Below are 17,515 nucleotides of genomic sequence, written 5' to 3'. Positions count from 1 at the left end.
CTAGGAGCGCGCGCCGGTCGCGGCGAGCACCCCGCCGAGGCCGATCATCATCACGCCACCGGCCGACGACAGGGTCTCGATGCGTTTGGGCGATCTGGCAAACCAGTCCCGTGCAGTGCCGGCGGCAAAAGCCCAGGTACTGTCGCCGATTAGGGCGAGCACCACGAACACCAGCCCGAGCACCGCAAGTTGCAGAGGCACATCCCCGGCCCGGTAATTCACGAACTGCGGCAGCACCGCGATGAAGAACACGAGCGATTTGGGGTTGCTCAGCCCCACCACGAAGCCCTCGAGCACGAGGCGCCACCTGGTCTTTCGCGCGACCCGGGCCTCGCTCAGCTGGGCGGCCGTGCGCCGGTTGCGAATCGCCTGGACACCGAGATAGATGATGTAGGCTGCGCCGGCGAACTTGACGATCGTGAACAGCAGCACCGACTGGGTCACGATGGCGCCGAGCCCGAGTGACACCGCGACGATCACCGGAATCAGCCCGAGGGCGTTGCCGAGCACACTGAGAAACCCGCCGAGCCGGCCGAGCGCGAGCGATCGCCCGATCACGAACAGCACGGTCGGGCCGGGAATGACGATGAGCGCGATCGAAGCGAGCGCGAACGTCAGCAGGGTGGGCAGGGAAACCATGTATGAATGCTAGACCCGCCGGCGACTGTGGCACATCGTGCACGCACACCCCGCTGGGGTAGCGGATGCTGGCGCTCACCCACAACGGATGCCCCGCCTGCGCGACCGCTTCGTTAGCATCGTGTCGTGCATATGTTCTTCAGAACCCTCCTCCATGCCCTGCTGTCGAAGTTCGGCCCCCGGCTCGGCCACTTCGACGTCGCGCGCACCAACTTCGTGACGATGCCGACCGACCTGGACATTTTGCGGCACATGAACAACGGCGTCTACCTGTCGATCATGGACGTGGCCCGCTTCGACATGCTGCACCGCACCGGAGTCTGGGCCATCTTCCAGGAGCGCGGCTGGTACCCGGTCGTGGTCTCCGAGACCATCAGCTTTCGCAAATCGCTCACAGTCGGCCAGAAGTTCACGGTGGAGTCGCGCATCCTCGGCTTCGACGAGAAAGCCGTGTACGTCGAACAACGCTTCGTACGACCGGATGCCGACGGCTCACCCGAAATCTACTCCCACGGCTATATTCGTGGCCGCTTTCTCAAGCGTACCGGCGGCGTCGTGTCGATCGATGAGCTGCTCGAGGCCATCGGTGTCGCCCCCGACAATGTGAGTGTTCCCGATTGGCTGCTCGAGTGGAGTCACCATGCAGCCGCTCCCGCGGCGCGAGCTCCCGCTCCCAGCATCTGGAACTAGCCCTCTGCAGCCAGCTGAATCGGTAACCCAACAAAGCCACGACCAGCGTCAAGTGCGCCAGTACGGTTCGAGGCCGGGGTGTTAGAAAGCGAGAGAACCTCAATAACATATTGACTTTTTATTCGAGTCATCTGCGAGCTTGGAGGGGGAAGAGCGAGGTTGTTTCGGCCGCACTGAAGTGCTCCGCGCTTGCGAATACCGGCTCGAGACGCGACGCGCGACCGTACCCTGCACGCAGGCGCGCGGGCAGGCAAGCGAACGACAGATGCCCTCGTCGGCACCCACTATGGCGGTCCGTAAGGGTGAAAACTGCCGGGATCAGGCGGTGCGCACCGGAACGATGAGGTCCTTGTAGAACTGAGCGTGCGCTGGGTAGTAGTGCTCCCACGCGGGCAACGGCAGGCCGGCGCGGGAGGCGACCAGTCGATCGAGGTAGTAGTCCCAGCCCGGCCCCATCGTGGCGGCCTCCGAGGGGGAACGCAAGCGCTGCCCGAACGTGAGGTTGGTCATGCCGTCGCCCTCGACCAGGTGGAACAGCGCGCGCCAGGAATCCTCCCCCTCGCCGAAATCGCCGCTGAAGCGGTGCGGAGGCTGGCACTCGCGAATGCTCACGTACTCCCACTTGGCGTCCGGCTCCGCCGTCATCCTGAACTTGACGGCGCCGGTGGCCGGCGAACCGGTGTAGGTGCCGATCCACTTCTCGAGCTCGGCCGGGCGGGTCAGGCTCGCCCACACTTTTTCGATCGGCGCGTTGAACAACCGATTCAGCATGAGATACAGGCCGTCCTCGCGGTGAACGAGGCGTCCGGTGGGCTTGGCTGACATGGTGACCTCCACTGTGAGTGAAACGCGAGTCTTAGCTCAGGCTAGGCCACTTTGCGCCCCTCGGCTATACATCACAGGCCCTCCAGAACGGCCATGGCGGCGTTGTGGCCGCCCAGTCCACTGACCCCGCCGCCGCGCCGGGCTCCGGCCCCACAGATCAGGATCTGTGAATGCTCGGTGGCTACTCCCCACCGCTCGGCGGAGGTGTCGCGCGGCTCGTCATCTTCCAAAAACGGCCACGAGAGCGCGCCGTGAAAGATGTTGCCGCCGGGCATGTTAAGGACGTGCTCGAGGTCCAGGGTCGTTTTGGTTTCGATGCAGGGGTGACCGTCGGCATCCGTCATGAAGAGCGCTTCGACCGGCTCGGCGAGCACAGAATTGAGTGAACGCAGCACGGCGGCCTGCAGCTGGGCCCGCATCGCGTCGTTGTTCGCCTCGGTGAGCGCCCGATTCGGGGTGTGCAGGGCGAACACGGTGAGGGTGTGTGCGCCGGCCGCGGCGAGCTCGGGCGAGAGAATGCTCGGATCGGTCAGCGAATGGCAGTAGATCTCGCACGGCAGCATGGCGGGAATCAGCCCGGCCAGCGCCTGCTCGAACGCGGTCTGCAATTGTTCGTACGACTCATTGATGTGAAGGGTACCGCCAAAAGCGGCCTCGGGCGACACGCTCGCTTCCCGAAGCCGCGGTAGCCGGGTCAACAGCAGGTTGACCTTTACCTGCGCGCCCTCCGGCTTCGGCTGCGCTGGCGACGAAACAGCGGATGCCACGCCTCCCGCCGCCAACATCCCTCGCAGCACCCACGGCGCCACGTTCGCCAGCACGACCGCGCCCGTCACCGTCTGCAGTCGCCCGTACTGCCGGAAGGTCACAGCACCGTCGGGCGTGAGCGTCTCGACATCGGCGCCGACTTCGAGACGAGCGCCGGCCTCGCGTGCCGCGCGTTCGAGCGCCCCGGTCACGGCGCCCATGCCGCCGGTCGGTACAGCCCAGTCGCCGGTTTCGTTGCCGATCACGTGGTACAGAAAGCAGCGGTTGGCGTCGAGACTCGGGTCGTTCAGGCTCGTGAACGTGCCGATCAGGCCGTCGGTGGCCACGACGCCCCGCACGAGGTCGTTGGCGAACCGGTCGGTGATCGCCTCGCCGAGCGGCCGCTCGATCAGCGACGTCCACAGCGCGTCGTCGCCGACCAGCCGCCGGGCCTCCGAGCGTGTGAGCAAGGGTTCGCACACCGTGGGAAACACTGCTCGGGCCAGCCTCGCGGTGTCGTCGTAGAAGGCGTTCCAGGAATCGAAATCGGGCTCGGCTCCGAGGCGGGCGAACGAGGCCCTGGTCGCGTCGGCGTCGTCGTGGTCTACGAGGAGCCCGGCAGAAGAGACCCCCGGCGTATACGACGAATACCGCCGCCGGGCTAGCTCGATATCAAGCCCCAGCTCGCGAATGATTCGCGTCGGCAGCAGGCTCACCAGGTAGGAGTAGCGCGAGAGGCGCGCGTCGACACCGGCAAAGGCATTCGCTGAAATGGCGGCGCCGCCGACCTGGGGCTCGCGTTCGAGCACGAGCACGCTGCGGCCGGCCTGGGCGAGATAGGCGGCGGCGACCAGGCCGTTGTGGCCGCCACCGATGATCACGACGTCGTGCGTGGGTTCGCTCATGCCCAGATCCTATCGAGGGCTTGGAGTCACCTTGCATTCACCTACGACCGTTAAAAAGAAAGGTATCCAATGTCTGTGCCCAGGAGGATCACCGCATGAGCGCCTTTCGACGCCCCGCACGACGCAGAATTCCCATTGTCGCCCTGGCGGCCGCCGCCTGCGCCGCGCTCGCGGCCGCGCCCCTCGTGTCGGCGGTGCCGACGGCATCCGCTGCCATCGTCACGGCGCCCATCACCGCGAACGGAGCCGACCCCTACTTCGAGATGGCGCCGCTCGGCAGCTACGAGACCGGCACCTTTGACAAGTCCGCCGCCGAAATCGTCACCTACCACGCCGGCAGTGAGCGACTCTTCGTGGTGAATGCTGAACAGGGTGCCGTCGACGTGCTGAGCATCACCGATCCCACCGCGCCAGCCAAGCTGTTCGCTCTCAAGGCTGAGGGCGCCCCGATCAGTGGCGGCAGCGAGCTCATTCCGGAAGGGTCGACCGCCAACTCGGTTGCCGTGCGCGCCGACGGCCTCGGCGCCATGGCCATTGAATCGCCTACCAAAACGGATGCCGGCTGGCTCGTCTTCTTCGACGCCAATGCCTCCGAGCCCGACGTCCTGGGCGCAGTGACCGTCGGCGCGCTGCCCGACATGGTGAGCATCTCGGCCGACGGCACCTACGCCGTCGTGGCCAACGAGGGCGAGCCGAACGCCGACTTCACCATCGACCCCGAGGGTTCGGTGAGCGTCGTCACTCTGCCGGGCACCATGGCCGCACCGGCGCAGTCGGCTGTTGCGAATGCGAATTTTCACGCCTACGAAGCCAATGGCGGCAGGACGTTGCACGAGGACGTTCGCGTCTTCGGCCCGACGGTCAACACGGCGTTCCCGATCTCGGCAAACCTCGAACCCGAGTATGTAGCGATTGACGGAGTCACCGCCTACGTGGCCCTGCAGGAGGCCAACGCCGTCGCCGTCGTCGACCTGGTCACTGCGAAAATCACCGATGTCTGGCCGCTCGGCTTTCAAGACCACGGCATCGCCGGCAACGGTATCGACGCTTCCGATAAGGACTCGACGGTCAACATCTCAACCTATGAGGGCCTGAAAGGCATGTACATGCCCGACGGCATGAATGCCTACACGGCCACGGATGCTTCCACCGGCTCGGACGCCACCTACCTGGTCACCGCCAACGAGGGTGATGCCCGCGAGTGGGGCGACTACGTGGAGGGTAAGCGGGCCAATAAGCTCACCATCTGCGCCGACAGCCCGCTCTTCGGCAAGAACACCGATGCCCGGCTCGGGCGCCTGAACGTGACCACGGAAAACGGCTTCAACACCGCCAAAAACTGCTACGACGAGCTCTACTCCTTCGGCTCGCGCTCGTTCTCGATCTGGAACACCGACGGCACGAGGGCCTTCGACTCCGGCGGCGACTTCGAACGCATCACCGCCGCGGCGAACCCCGCGTACTTCAACTCCAACCACAGCGCGTCCAACCTCGAGGGCCGCAGCGACGACAAGGGACCGGAGCCGGAGAACCTCGCCATCGGCGACATCGACGGCCGCACCTACGCCTTCATCGGCCTCGAACGGGTCGGCGGCATCATGGCCTACGACATCACCGACCCGACCAACGCGGAGTTCGTGACCTACCTCAACAACCGCAACTTCGCCGCCGATGCCGCCACCGACCTGTCGGCGGCCGGCGACCTCGGCCCGGAGGGCGTCACATTCATCTCCGCAGCAGACTCACCGACCGGCAAGCCCATGCTCGCCGTCGGCAACGAGGTATCCGGAACCACCACGATCTTCTCGATCAACACCATTCCGACCGAGATCCAGGTACTCGGCATCAACGACTTCCACGGTCGCCTCGAAGCCAACGCCAGAAACCAGGAGGCCGGCGCTGCCGCGCTCGCCGGAGCCGTCGCGCAGTTCAAGACCGAAAACCCGAACACCCTGTTCGTATCCGCGGGCGACAACATCGGCGCCTCCACCTTCACGTCGTTCTCGCAGCAGGACGAACCGACCATCGACGCCCTCCTCGCGGCCGGGCTGGACGCATCCGTTGTGGGAAACCACGAGTTCGACGCAGGCTGGGACGACCTCGAGAACCGGGTCAGGTCATCGTTCGGTGACCCGCGCTATGCGCTCGGTGCCAACGTTTACCTGAAGGGCACGAAAACTCCCGCCCTGAGTGAGTACTGGGTGAAAGAGGTCGACGGCGTACGGGTCGGCTTCGTCGGCACCGTCACCGAGCAGACCGCCTCGATGGTCTCCCCGGCCAGCATCGCCGACATTGAGTTCGGTGACCAGCTCGAAGCCGCCAACCGGGTGGCCGCGCAGCTGCAGGACGGCAATACGGGCAACGGCGAAGCCGATGTCATAGTGCTGCTCACCCACGAGGGTGGTGTCGGAACTGACTGCGCCGCGATCGGCGCCGCCGATACCCTGTACGGCGATTTGATTCGCGGCGCGTCAGCCAACATCGACGCGATCCTATCTGGGCATACCCACGCCACCTACAACTGCTCCTACCCTGTCGACGGCTGGACCGACGGGCTCGAACGCCCGGTGATGCAGAGCGGCCAGTACGGCATGAACCTCGACCGGGTGAACATCTTGGTCGACCCGACCAGCAAGGCGGTTGTCTCGCTGACCAGCTCCCTCGTCGATCTGCACAACGGATCGGCCGGCCTGTTCCCGGCTGACCAGACCGTGGCGCAGATCGTAGCGGATGCCGCGACCCAGGCTGCTATCGTCGGCTCGGTCGAAGTCGGTGCCATCAGCGCCGACATCACCCGGGCCTACAGGGGTGTGGCAGAAGATCGAGGTTCAGAATCGACCCTCGGCAACCTCGTCGCCGACATTTAGCTCTGGGCCACCTCGAACGCGGACTTCGGCGGCGAGCCGGCCGAGATCGCATTCATGAACCCCGGCGGCGTGCGCACCGACCTCAGATTCGGCGAAGACGGAAAGGTGACCTACAAAGAGGTCGCCACCGTGCAGCCGTTCGCCAACACCCTCGTAACGATGGACCTCACGGGCGCCCAGCTGCGCGCGGTGCTAGAGGAGCAGTGGCAGCCCAGCCGCTCCAAGCTGCACCTCGGTGTCTCGGACGGCTTCAGCTACCTCTACGAGCCCGACGCTGCACAGGGCGAGCACATCGTCGGCATGTCCCTGAACGACGTGGCGATCTCCCCGACCGAGGTCTTCCGCGTCACGACGAACTCGTTCTTGGCCTCGGGCGGCGATAAATTCATGACCTTCGCCGCGGGAATCAATGCTACGGATACCGGCCAGGTCGACCTCGCGGCGACTGTCTCGTACTTCGAGCAGCACGCGCTCGTCGACCCGGCACCGCTCGGCCGCGCCGTGCTGGCCGGCACCGACTGGGCCAGTGTCGACGTCGGCGACGCGGTGTTCACCCCTGGTGAGCGAGTCACCGTCACGGTCTCCGGGCTGAACCCCGGCCAGGAGATCACCGGTACGCTCTACTCCACACCGGTCAACCTCGGCACCTTCGCGGCCAACGCTGCCGGAGTTGCCGTGTTCTCCGCCGTGATCCCGGCCAACACGCCGGTCGGGGCGCACACGCTCGTGATCACTTCGGTGGGTTTTGAGCCGATCACCGTCGGGGTGAACGTGGTCGCGAGCAGCACGAGCGCCCTGGGGTCCATCCCGGCGCTCGGCGCCGACCTCGCCCCGGCCGGCCTCGCCGCGCTGCTCCTGTTGCTCGGCGGCGGCGGCCTGGTCCTGGCCGGCCGCAAGCGCCAGGCCGCTCAGGCGTAACACCATCTCAAACGGATGCCCCGGCGCGGTCACACGTCGGGGCATCCGTCGGTCTCCCTCCCCGCCCCGCCCACGAGAGCGGGAAAGCGTTGCTTCGCTGGTACTGACGCAACGCTTTTTGCCTGCGCGGAGAAGGCGGCCTTCGCTACACCGGGGCGAGGGGCTCGAACGGCCGCGGCGGCGCGAGCGGGTCGGATTCGGTGGGCTTGGCCACCTTGCTCACTGCCCGGTCGAGGGCGCCGCGAACCGCGACGACGCCGGGACGCCCGGCACTCGACCGGCGCGCCGCCGAAAACAGCGTGCGATGCGGGGTGCCGGGCAGGTCGTGCAGCTGCACGGCCGGCATGCGGCCGGCCCAGACCAGGTCGGGCAGGATTCCCACCGCATTGCCCGATTCGATCAAGCGGATGTGCGCGATCAGGTCGGCGGTCTCGAACCGAACGTCGGGTTCGAACCCGGCCGAGCGGCAGAGCTGCGTCGCCCACTGCCGCGAGGCGGTGCCGACCGGTTCCATCACCCAGGGCAGCCCAGCGGTCTCCTCGAGGGTCGCCGCGCGCACCGTACCGGCGTCGTCGGGTGGAACCGCAAGCCGCAGCGCATCCGTTGCAAGGTTGACCCGGTCGAGGTCGGGCCAGTGTGCGCGCGTGTGGCCGGGATACTGCTCGGCGAGCACGAGGTCGAAGTCCCGCGCGGCCACCTCGAACAGGCCGCGCTCGGGCTCCCGCTCGGTCACCTCAACGCGCAGCGCAGGAAAGTCCTCGGCCAGAAAGGTGAGGGCGCGCGGAATCACGGCGAGGGCCGCCGACTGGAACACGGCCACCCGCACAGTGCCCGACACCGTCGTCGTGCTCGCGCGCAGGTCGGCCTCGGCGAGCTCGAGCAGCTCCAGTAGGTGGGTGGTGTGCTCGACCAGGATCTCCGCCTGCGCGGTGAGTTGCACCCGCCGACCAACCTTTTTAAGCAGCACGACGCCGGCCTCTTTTTCGAGCAGCGCGAGCTGCTGTGACACAGCTGAGGGGCTGTAGGCGAGGGCCGCGGCGACCCCGGCGAGGGTGCCGCGAATTTTCAGCTCGCGCAGCAGTCGCAGCCGCCTGACATCCAGCATCCGTTGCTCCTTGCACCGATAGCTATACCCAAAACCAATTCATTAGAAATTGTAACGAATATCATGCATAAACAATTGCTTTTGCTAAATATAGGCTGGCCACAGACTTGAAACACCAGAGCCACCCATCCGCGAACGAAAGACTAGTCTCGTGACCATGACCAACGCCTCCGCCCGTCCCGCCAACGAGGATTTCAGTTCGGAGGTCGTCAAACTCGTCAAGAAATGGCTCGACGAAAGCGCCACCATCCCAGCGGATGCCGCGGCCGAGCGGCTGGCCGGCGTGCTGAAGGACCCGACTGGACTGGATTTCACTGTCGGTTTCGTCGACGGCGTCATGCGCCCCGAAGACAAGATGGTCGCGGGCTACAGCCTGCAGAAGGTGGCCAAGAAGGCGCCCGGGTTTCTGCCGCCGCACATGCGCGCGGCCATCGGGCTCGGCGGTATTCTCGGACCGGTGCTGCCCTGGGTCGTCATCCCCGCCGCCCGCACCGTGCTGCGCCAGATGGTCGGCCACCTCGTCGTCGACGCCACCCCCGACAAGCTGGGCCCGGCACTCGTGCATCTCAAAGAGGGCGGCAACCGCCTCAACATCAACCTGCTCGGCGAATCGGTGCTCGGTGAGAAGGAAGCACTCGAGCGTCTCGAAGGCACCAAGCGCATCCTCGAACGCCCCGACGTGGACTACGTCTCGATCAAGGTGTCGTCGATCGCCAGCCAGCTGTCGATGTGGGCCTTCGACGAGACCGTCGCTCGCGTGATCGAACGTCTAACGCCGCTGTTCGAGTTCGCCGCGGCATCCGCTACCCCGAAGTTCATCAACCTCGACATGGAGGAATACCGCGACCTCGACCTCACCATCGCAGTGTTCGAGGGGTTGCTCGACCAGCCGCAGCTGGCCCAGCTCGAGGCCGGAATCGTGCTGCAGGCCTACCTGCCCGACGCCCTCAGTGCCATCCAGGGCCTCACCCACTGGGCGCAGAACCGCCGCGCTGCCGGCGGCGCACCGATCAAGGTGCGCCTGGTCAAGGGCGCCAACCTCGCCATGGAGCACGTCGACGCCGCCGTGCACGACTGGCCGCTCGCGACCTTCTCCACCAAGCAGAACAGCGACACCAACTACAAGCGGGTGCTCAACTGGGCACTCACCCCCCAGAACACCGACGCGGTCAAGCTCGGCATCGCCGGCCACAACCTGTTCGACGTGGCGTGGGCGCACCTGCTCAGCGTCGCCCGCGGCGTCGACGACCGGGTCGAGTTCGAGATGCTGCTGGGCATGGCCACCGGCCAGGCCCAGGCCGTGCGCAAAGATGTCGGCCAGCTGCTGCTCTACACGCCCGTCGTCGATCCCTCCCAGTTCGACGTGGCCATCAGTTATCTCATTCGCCGGCTCGAGGAAAACGCCAGCCAGGAGAACTTCATGTCGGCCGTGTTCGAGCTGACCAGCAACCCCGAGCTGTTCGACCGCGAAAAGGCCCGTTTCCAGGCCTCCCTCGACGCCCTCGATGACCGGCTGCCCACCCCCAACCGCGTGCAGGACCGCTCGAGCAACTACGACCGAGAGCGGCTCGTCGCCGCCCAAACGGATGCCCGCAGCCACGATATCGAGACCGCCTCCGACGCCGACCCGCAACTGACCAGCGCCCTGCTCGGCATCACCCGCGGCTCGGTTCCCCTGCACTCGAGTTTTCACAACGAGCCGGACACCGACCCCTCGCTGCCCGCCAACCGTGCCTGGGGCCGCCGCATCCTGGCCCGCGCCGACGCATCAACTCTCGGCACCGACACCATTGAGGCCGCCACCGTTCCCGACGAGGCAGTGCTGGGCACCATCATCGACGCCGCGCTGACCGCCGGAGCGGCCTGGGGGCAGAAAACCGGCGCCGAACGCGCCGTCGTGCTGCACCGCGCCGGGCTCGCGCTCGCCGCGAACCGCGACCGCCTGATCGAGGTCATGGCGAGCGAGTGCGGCAAGACCATCGCCGAGGGTGACGCCGAGGTGAGCGAGGCCGTGGACTTCGCCCACTACTACGCCGAGCGGTCCAAAGACCTCGATCGTGTGCAGGGTGCCATCTTCGTGCCGTCCAAGCTCATCGTGGTCACCCCGCCGTGGAACTTTCCGACCGCCATCCCGGCCGGTGGCGTGCTCGCCGCCCTCGCTTCCGGCGCCGGCGTCATCATCAAGCCCGCTACGGTCGCCCGGCGCACCGGCGCCGTTGTCGTCGAAGCACTCTGGGAAGCCGGCATTCCGCGCGAACTGCTCGCGCTGGTCAACCTGCCCCACCGCGACCTTGGCGCCAAGCTCATCGCCCACCCCGCCGTGAACCGGGTCATTCTCACCGGCGGTTACGAGACCGCCGAGCTGTTCCGCTCATTCCGCCACGACCTGCCCCTGCTCGCCGAAACCAGCGGCAAGAACGCCATCATCGTCACCCCCTCGGCCGACTTCGACCTCGCCGCCGCCGATGTCGTGAAGAGCGCCTTCGGCCACGCCGGCCAGAAGTGCTCGGCCGCGAGCCTCGTTATTCTGGTCGGCTCGGTCGCGAAATCGCAGCGTTTCCTCGGCCAGCTGGTCGACGCCGCGACCTCGATCAGGATCGGCCCGGCGAGCGACCCGGTCACCCAGATGGGCCCGATCATGTCGCCGGCCGACGGCAAACTGCTGCACGCCCTGACCACCCTCGGCGCCGAAGAGCAGTGGCTGGTCGAGCCGAAGCAGCTCGATGAGACCGGCAAGCTGTGGTCGCCGGGCATTCGCACCGGGGTCGCGCCCGGATCGTACTTTCACCTCACCGAGTTCTTCGGCCCGGTGCTCGGCGTGATGCACGCGCGCAACCTGGAAGAAGCCATCCGCTTTCAAAATGCCGTCGACTTCGGGCTCACGACCGGCCTGCACTCGCTCGACGCCGACGAACTGGCCCTCTGGGTCGACTCGATCGAGGCCGGCAACCTCTACGTCAACCGCGGCATTACCGGTGCCATCGTGCAGCGCCAGCCGTTCGGCGGGTGGAAGCGCTCCGCCGTGGGCGCCGGCACCAAGGCCGGCGGACCGAACTACCTCTTCGGCCTCGGCAGCTGGGTCAACGAACCGGGCCGCAACAGCTCGACGCTGCACCTGCGCGGCCTCGAGCAGCGCGTCACCGACATCATCGAAGCTAGCCAGCCGTTTCTCGACTACGCCGATTTCGATGTGCTGCGCCGCTCGGCCGTGAGCGACGCTCTGGCCTGGCGTGAGGAATTCAACGTCGTGCGTGACGCGGCCGACCTCGGCGTGGAGCGCAACCTGTTCCGCTATCGCGCGCTGCCGGTCACCGTGCGCCTGACCGAAACCGGCACGCTCGCTCAACTGCTCCGCGTGATCGCTGCCGCGACCCTGTCGACGTCGCGCTTCGACGTGTCGAGCACCGTGCCGGTGCCGCCCGCGGTACGCAACATCCTGGCCGAGCGCGAGATCCCCGTGGTCGTCGAGAGCGACGAGGAGTGGCTCGCGCGGGCCCGCTCCGGTGGCATCACGGCCAGCCGGGTGCGCCTCATCGGCAGCGACCCGGTGCTGGGGGCGCGGGAGGCGGCATCCGCTCTCGCTGAGGCTCTGAACGGCAGCCCGGACATTGCCGTGTATTCGAACGCGGTCACCCAGGCCGGCCGTATCGAAGTGCTGCCGTTCCTGCGCGAACAGGCCATCTCGATCACCGCGCACCGGTTCGGAAACCCGAGCACGCTCTCTGAGGGCGTGATCTAGCCCGGATACCGTTCGCAACCGCGGAGAAAACTGGCGGACCACCCCGAATCACGCGATTCGGGATGGTCTCGTCGAATATCTTCGCTGTTATGAGTGATCGGTCACGAGCGCCCACAGGCTACGTGCGGTCTACATACAGTTTCGTGGGGCAAACTCATAGGGGACGTATGATTACCGCTGTCCACAATTCGGCAGGGGTGCACGCATGAACGGAAATGCGACGACGACGCACCGAAACGTCGCTTTGTTGTCGGTCACGAGTCTGATGGCGCCCCTCATCACGACGTCCGAAGAAATCGACCGCCGCTTGATGCCCGTTTTGACGCGCCTGAAATTGCCCACTGGGCTGTTGCAGCGCGTGGCCGGCGTGTACGAGCGCCGCAATTGGGGCCCGAACGAGACCTTCGATGACGCCGCCGTCAAGGCCGGCAAGATCGCGTTGAAAGAGGCCGGCATCAAGCCGAGCGACGTGGGCCTGCTCATCAACACCTCGGTCACTCGCAAGCACCTCGAACCCTCTGTTGCCGTGCGCATCCACCACGGACTCGGCTTGCCGTCGTCGGCCATCAACTTCGACATTGCCAACGCCTGCCTTGGTTTCGTCAATGGCATGACGCTCGCCGCGCAGCTCATCGACAGCGGGCAGATCAAGTATGCCGTGATCATCGACGGCGAAGACGCCGACGAGATCCAGACCAACACGATCGACCGCCTCGGCCGCCCGGGCATCAAACGCAAGGACTTCATGAGCGAGTTCGCGAGCCTCACCCTCGGCTCTGGTGCGGCCGCCGCCGTGCTCGGCCCCGCGGATGCCCACCCCGGCGGACACCGCATCCTCGGCGGCGTCACCCGCGCTGCCACCCAGTTCAATGGACTGTGTGTCGGCAGCGTCGACGGCATGTTCACCGACGCGAAGGCGCTGCTCAAAGGCGGGATGGAACTGGTCGTCTCAGCCTGGACCGAAGCCAAGCGCGACTGGAGCTGGTCGAACATGGACCGCTACATCGTGCACCAGGTCTCGGACGTGCACACCAACGCCATCGTCAAGGCCACCGGTATGGACAAAACGAGGGTGCCACTGACCTATCCCACGCTCGGCAATGTCGGTCCGGCGTCGATTCCGATCACGCTCTCCCAGGAGGCGTCGAAGCTGCAACCGGGCAATCGAGTGCTGCTCATGGGCGTCGGCTCCGGCCTCAATACCGCCATGATGGAACTTGTCTGGTGACCGTGACCCGTTCAGAGATGGCCCTGTGACTGAAACCCGCACCACTTCTCGTCGTCTTCCCCGCACCGTTTCGGCCCCGGCGGCGCTGCCGCCGGCCGGCCTGGCGGGGCTCGACCCGGAGTGGTCACGGCTGTTCGAGGTCACACGGAGCGGCAGTGCGGGCGGAGTGACCCACGGCTGGCACTTGCTCGACAACGGCCCGCAGCTCGACGCGCTCGGCGTTCTTCCGGTCGGAACCATTCTGTGTGTGCACGGCAACCCCACCTGGGCCTACCTTTGGCGCGGCCTGCTGTCGGCGGCAACGGATGCTGCCGCGACCGGCGCGCCGGCCTGGCGGGTGATCGCCGTCGACCAGCTCGACATGGGTTTCTCCTCCCGCACCGGAAGTTTTCGTCCCCTCAAGCGCCGGGTGCGCGATCTCGGCGACCTCACCGACGCGCTCGATCTGGCCGGCCCGGTGATCACGCTCGGTCACGACTGGGGCGGCGTCGTCTCCCTCGGCTGGGCCGTCGACCACCCCGAGCTGCTGGCCGGCGTCATGCTGCTCAATACCGCGGTGCACCATCCCGAAGGCGACCCGATTCCGGCGCCGCTGCGGCTGGCCCTCGGTCGCGGAATCCTCGGCCCGGCAACCGTCGCGACGCCAGCATTCCTCGCGACGACGCTGGCCCTCGCGCATCCGCCGCTGTCGACCGAGGTCAAGCGCGGCTACCGCGCGCCGTATCTGACGAGTGCTCGTCGCGGCGGAATCGGCGGCTTCGTCGCCGACATTCCGGTCGCACTGGCGCACGAGAGTCGGCCCGAACTCGACCGCATCGCCGCAGCAGTGCGTTCGCTTTCGGTGCCGACACTGCTGCTCTGGGGTCCGCGCGACCCGATCTTCAGCGACCGCTACCTCGACGACCTGGTCGAGCGGATGCCGCACGCGCGCGTGCACCGGTTCGAGGGTGCTGGCCATCTGTTGGCCGAAGACGCGGACTATGCCGCCGCCGCGCTGCTCTGGCTGGGCGATACTGTCGCATGTTCTCCCGCCGATGCCCCGGTACTGGTCGAGCCGGTCGAGACCGCCGTCTCGGCTACGCGAGCCGCATGGGAATCCGTGGGGACGCATCCGTTGTGGCATTACCTCGACGAATTACAGTGCTCCGACGAGACCGCCCTCGTCGACATGCAGCCAGCCCCGCGCATGGTCAGCTGGCGTCTGCTGTCGCGGCGCGTGCGCCAGATCGCCGCCGGCCTCGTGCATATCGGCGTGAAGCCCGGCGACCGCGTCTCGCTCCTGGTACCGCCGAGCGCCGACCTCACCGCGGTTCTCTACGCCTGCGTGCGCATCGGCGCCATCGTCGTCGTAGCGGATGCCGGTCTCGGCCTGGCCGGCCTCACTCGCGCCGTGCGCGGTGCCCGCCCCGATTTCGTCATCGGTGCCGCTCCCGGGTTGATGGCCGCCCGCGTGCTCCGCTGGCCGGGACGAAAAATCTCGGTCGCTCGTTTTTCCGCGCCGATGGCGCGTCTTCTCAGTGTCGAGCACACCCTCGCCGAGCTGATCAGTCTGGGCCAGGCCCGGCTCGATGCTGGCGATGCGCTCCCGGCTGAGCCCGCCCCGAGCGACCCGGCGGCCGTGCTGTTCACTTCCGGATCAACCGGTCCGGCCAAGGGCGTCGTCTACACGCACGGGCAGCTCTCCGCGGTGAGCCGCGCCCTCTTTCTGCAGTACGGCGTCGGCGTCGGCACCGGCCTCGTGGCCGGCTTCGCCCCGTTCGCCCTGCTCGGTCCGGCCCTCGGCGCCCGCTCGGTCACCCCCGACATGGACGTCACCGCGCCCAAGACCCTTACCGCCACCGCGGTCGCGGCCGCCGTCGCCGCGATCGACGCGACGGTCGTCTTCCTCTCGCCCGCCGCCCTCGTGAATGTCGTCGCGACCGCGCAGGCGCTCACTCCTGTCGACCACGCGGCCCTGGCCGGTGTTCAGCGTTTTCTGTCGGCCGGCGCGCCGATCTCCGAGAGCCTGCTCGCCCAGGCGGCCGCACTCATGCCACAAGCGACCGCGCACACCCCGTACGGCATGACCGAGGGCCTGCTCATGGCCGACATCACCCTCGAGGGCATTCGTGCCGCCGCTGCGAGCGTCGCACGGCCGCAGACAGCGGATGCCGTGGGTCGCGCGGCTGTAGTGCCGACCACCCCGGTAGCAGAAACCCCGGCCGACACCGCGACCCCGGCCGGTGGCGTCTGCGTCGGCGGGTCGACCGCGACCACCCGCATCCGGATCAGCGCGCTCGACGCGAGTGGGGCATCCGTTGGGGAGCTGTCGGACCAGCCCAACGTGACCGGTGAGATCGTCGTGTCGGCGCCGCACGTGAAGGATCACTACGACCGGCTCTGGCTCACCGAGCGGGCATCGCGCCGCGGGGCCGTGCCGGGCGAACGCTGGCACCGCACCGGCGATGTCGGCCACCTTGACAGCGCGGGACGCCTCTGGGTCGAGGGCCGCATGCCGCACGTCATCGTGACGGCCGGCGGCGTCGTCACTCCGGTCGGCCCCGAGCAGCGCATCGAAACGCTGTCCGACGTTTCTCGTGCGGCCTTCGTCGGCGTCGGCCCGATCGGCACGCAGCAGCAGGTCGCCGTGATCGAAACCGTGCCGGGGGCCCGCCGGGTGCACCGGGCCCCCGAACCGCTCGCCGCAGCCGTGCGTGCGGCAGTCGGTTCGCCGGTCGCCGCCGTGCTCGTCGTGCCCGGCCTGCCCACCGATATTCGGCACAACTCCAAGATCGACCGCAGCCGGTTGTCGCGGTGGGCCGCCGGCATCCTCTCCGGCGGTCGCTGGGTCAAGCCGTGAGGGTGCTGGTCACGGGAGCCAGCGGATTTCTTGGCCGCGCCGTCGCGGCCCGCATCAGTACGGCCGGGCACGAGGTGCGCACCTTTCAGCGGCGGCCATCGGGCGTGCCCGGCGTCGAAGACGTGCACGGCTCGATCACAACGGTCGCCGATACCCCCTATGTCGGCCTCGCCTACGCCGTGAGTGGCATGGATGCCGTCGTGCACCTCGCCGCTAAGGTCTCACTCACCGGTGACCCGGCCGAATTCGAGGCCGTCAACGTCGGCGGCACCGGCACGGTTGTGCAGGCGGCCCGGCGTGCCGGCGTCTCCCGTTTTGTCTACGTCTCCTCGCCATCCGTGGCCCACGCGGGCCGTTCGATCATGGGTGCTGACGCGCTGCCCGCCTCGCCGGAGCACGCCCGCGGCGACTACGCCCGCACCAAGGCCAGGGCCGAACTGCTCGCGCTCGCCGCGGACGCACCCGAATTCAGCGTGGTCGCCGTGCGCCCGCACCTGGTCTGGGGCCCAGGCGACACCCAGCTGATCGACCGGATCGTCGACCGCGCCCGCCGTGGGCGGCTGCCGCTGCTCGGACACGGTGCCGCGCTCATCGACACGACCTACGTCGACAATGCAGCCTCCGCGATCCACGCGGCCCTCGATGCCGCCCCGGCCGTGCACGGGCAGTCCTACGTGGTCACCAACGGTGAACCGCGCCCGGTCGCGGAATTGCTCGCCGGAATCTGCGGCGCGGCCGGCGTGGCCGCTCCGACGTGGCGGGTGCCGGCATCCGCTGCCCGCATGGCCGGTTCGGTCATCGAGGCCGTCTGGCGTGCCCGCCCGAAAGGCGATGGCCAGGTCGCCGAACCGCCGATGACCCGGTTTCTGGCCGAGCAGCTCTCGACGGCGCACTGGTTCGACCAGCGGCGCACCCGCGCTAGCCTGCTCTGGACCCCATCAGTCTCCCTGGACGAGGGCTTCCGACGCTTAGCCGCCCACTATCGCTCACGCCCCTAGCGCCACCCGCCACCC

11 protein-coding genes are annotated in these 17,515 nt (G+C 67.4%); 7 read left to right on the top strand and 4 right to left on the bottom strand.

Features of this window, described 5'->3' with window-relative positions:
• A complete protein-coding gene (locus E3T47_RS11790; RefSeq protein ID WP_134556270.1) occupies window positions 1-639 on the bottom strand; it encodes a LysE family translocator in 639 nt (212 codons plus the stop codon).
• 132 nt (window positions 640-771) lie between these two features.
• Here E3T47_RS11790 and E3T47_RS11785 point away from each other — a divergent pair, with 132 nt between their 5' ends.
• The gene (locus tag E3T47_RS11785; RefSeq protein WP_134556516.1) at window positions 772-1,329 is read left to right on the top strand and encodes an acyl-CoA thioesterase; all 558 of its coding nucleotides are present in this window, start codon (window positions 772-774) and stop codon (window positions 1,327-1,329) included.
• Window positions 1,330-1,647: 318 nt separating this feature from the next.
• Here the strand turns inward: E3T47_RS11785 and E3T47_RS11780 are convergent, their stop codons facing one another.
• Together E3T47_RS11780 and E3T47_RS11775 are read right to left on the bottom strand one after the other, a co-directional pair.
• Window positions 1,648-2,154, bottom strand: a complete 507-nt coding sequence (locus tag E3T47_RS11780; RefSeq protein WP_134556269.1) for an SRPBCC domain-containing protein — start codon at window positions 2,152-2,154, stop codon at window positions 1,648-1,650.
• Between the two features lie 71 nt (window positions 2,155-2,225).
• Window positions 2,226-3,806: a phytoene desaturase family protein gene (locus E3T47_RS11775; protein WP_134556268.1), complete on the bottom strand. Its 1,581-nt coding sequence runs from the start codon at window positions 3,804-3,806 to the stop codon at window positions 2,226-2,228.
• Between the two features lie 95 nt (window positions 3,807-3,901).
• Between E3T47_RS11775 and E3T47_RS11770 the strand changes: the two genes are divergently transcribed.
• Together E3T47_RS11770 and E3T47_RS16450 are read left to right on the top strand one after the other, a co-directional pair.
• A complete protein-coding gene (locus E3T47_RS11770; RefSeq protein ID WP_241982219.1) occupies window positions 3,902-6,673 on the top strand; it encodes a choice-of-anchor I family protein in 2,772 nt (923 codons plus the stop codon).
• A 54-nt stretch (window positions 6,674-6,727) separates the two neighbouring features.
• Window positions 6,728-7,591 carry a 5'-nucleotidase C-terminal domain-containing protein gene (locus tag E3T47_RS16450; protein WP_241982217.1) on the top strand — a complete coding sequence of 288 codons (864 nt, stop codon included), beginning with the start codon at window positions 6,728-6,730 and terminating at the stop codon, window positions 7,589-7,591.
• Between the two features lie 145 nt (window positions 7,592-7,736).
• On the opposite strand, the gene E3T47_RS11765 is transcribed toward E3T47_RS16450, so the two are convergent.
• Complete coding sequence (locus E3T47_RS11765) at window positions 7,737-8,696, bottom strand: LysR family transcriptional regulator (protein WP_134556267.1); 960 nt, start codon at window positions 8,694-8,696, stop codon at window positions 7,737-7,739.
• A 157-nt stretch (window positions 8,697-8,853) separates the two neighbouring features.
• On the opposite strand from E3T47_RS11765, the gene E3T47_RS11760 reads away from it, so the two are divergent.
• The 4 genes from E3T47_RS11760 (at window position 8,854) to E3T47_RS11745 (ending at window position 17,500) form a co-directional block, all read left to right on the top strand.
• Window positions 8,854-12,435, top strand: a complete 3,582-nt coding sequence (locus E3T47_RS11760) for a proline dehydrogenase family protein (RefSeq protein WP_134556515.1) — start codon at window positions 8,854-8,856, stop codon at window positions 12,433-12,435.
• 205 nt (window positions 12,436-12,640) lie between these two features.
• A complete protein-coding gene (locus E3T47_RS11755) occupies window positions 12,641-13,663 on the top strand; it encodes a 3-oxoacyl-ACP synthase III (protein ID WP_134556266.1) in 1,023 nt (340 codons plus the stop codon).
• A gap of 25 nt (window positions 13,664-13,688) precedes the next feature.
• Window positions 13,689-16,502 carry an alpha/beta fold hydrolase gene (locus E3T47_RS11750; protein ID WP_134556265.1) on the top strand — a complete coding sequence of 938 codons (2,814 nt, stop codon included), beginning with the start codon at window positions 13,689-13,691 and terminating at the stop codon, window positions 16,500-16,502.
• Entirely contained in the window at window positions 16,499-17,500 is a 1,002-nt protein-coding gene (locus E3T47_RS11745) for an NAD-dependent epimerase/dehydratase family protein (protein WP_134556264.1), read from the top strand. The genes E3T47_RS11750 and E3T47_RS11745 overlap by 4 nt, the downstream gene beginning before the upstream one ends.
• Window positions 17,501-17,515 lie beyond the last annotated feature (15 nt).

This window comes from Cryobacterium ruanii, from assembly GCF_004404055.1.
GTDB classification, from domain to species: Bacteria; Actinomycetota; Actinomycetes; order Actinomycetales; family Microbacteriaceae; genus Cryobacterium; species Cryobacterium ruanii.
Note: the sequence above shows the minus strand (reverse complement) of the source record. Positions and strands in the feature narration are given on the sequence as shown.

Coding starts and splice junctions, on each gene's coding strand:
- E3T47_RS11790 (WP_134556270.1), bottom strand. CDS start 639: ATGGTTTCCCTGCCCACCCTGCTGACGTTCGCGCTCGCTTCGATCGCG.
- E3T47_RS11785 (WP_134556516.1), top strand. CDS start 772: ATGTTCTTCAGAACCCTCCTCCATGCCCTGCTGTCGAAGTTCGGCCCC.
- E3T47_RS11780 (WP_134556269.1), bottom strand. CDS start 2,154: ATGTCAGCCAAGCCCACCGGACGCCTCGTTCACCGCGAGGACGGCCTG.
- E3T47_RS11775 (WP_134556268.1), bottom strand. CDS start 3,806: ATGAGCGAACCCACGCACGACGTCGTGATCATCGGTGGCGGCCACAAC.
- E3T47_RS11770 (WP_241982219.1), top strand. CDS start 3,902: ATGAGCGCCTTTCGACGCCCCGCACGACGCAGAATTCCCATTGTCGCC.
- E3T47_RS16450 (WP_241982217.1), top strand. CDS start 6,728: ATGAACCCCGGCGGCGTGCGCACCGACCTCAGATTCGGCGAAGACGGA.
- E3T47_RS11765 (WP_134556267.1), bottom strand. CDS start 8,696: ATGCTGGATGTCAGGCGGCTGCGACTGCTGCGCGAGCTGAAAATTCGC.
- E3T47_RS11760 (WP_134556515.1), top strand. CDS start 8,854: ATGACCAACGCCTCCGCCCGTCCCGCCAACGAGGATTTCAGTTCGGAG.
- E3T47_RS11755 (WP_134556266.1), top strand. CDS start 12,641: ATGAACGGAAATGCGACGACGACGCACCGAAACGTCGCTTTGTTGTCG.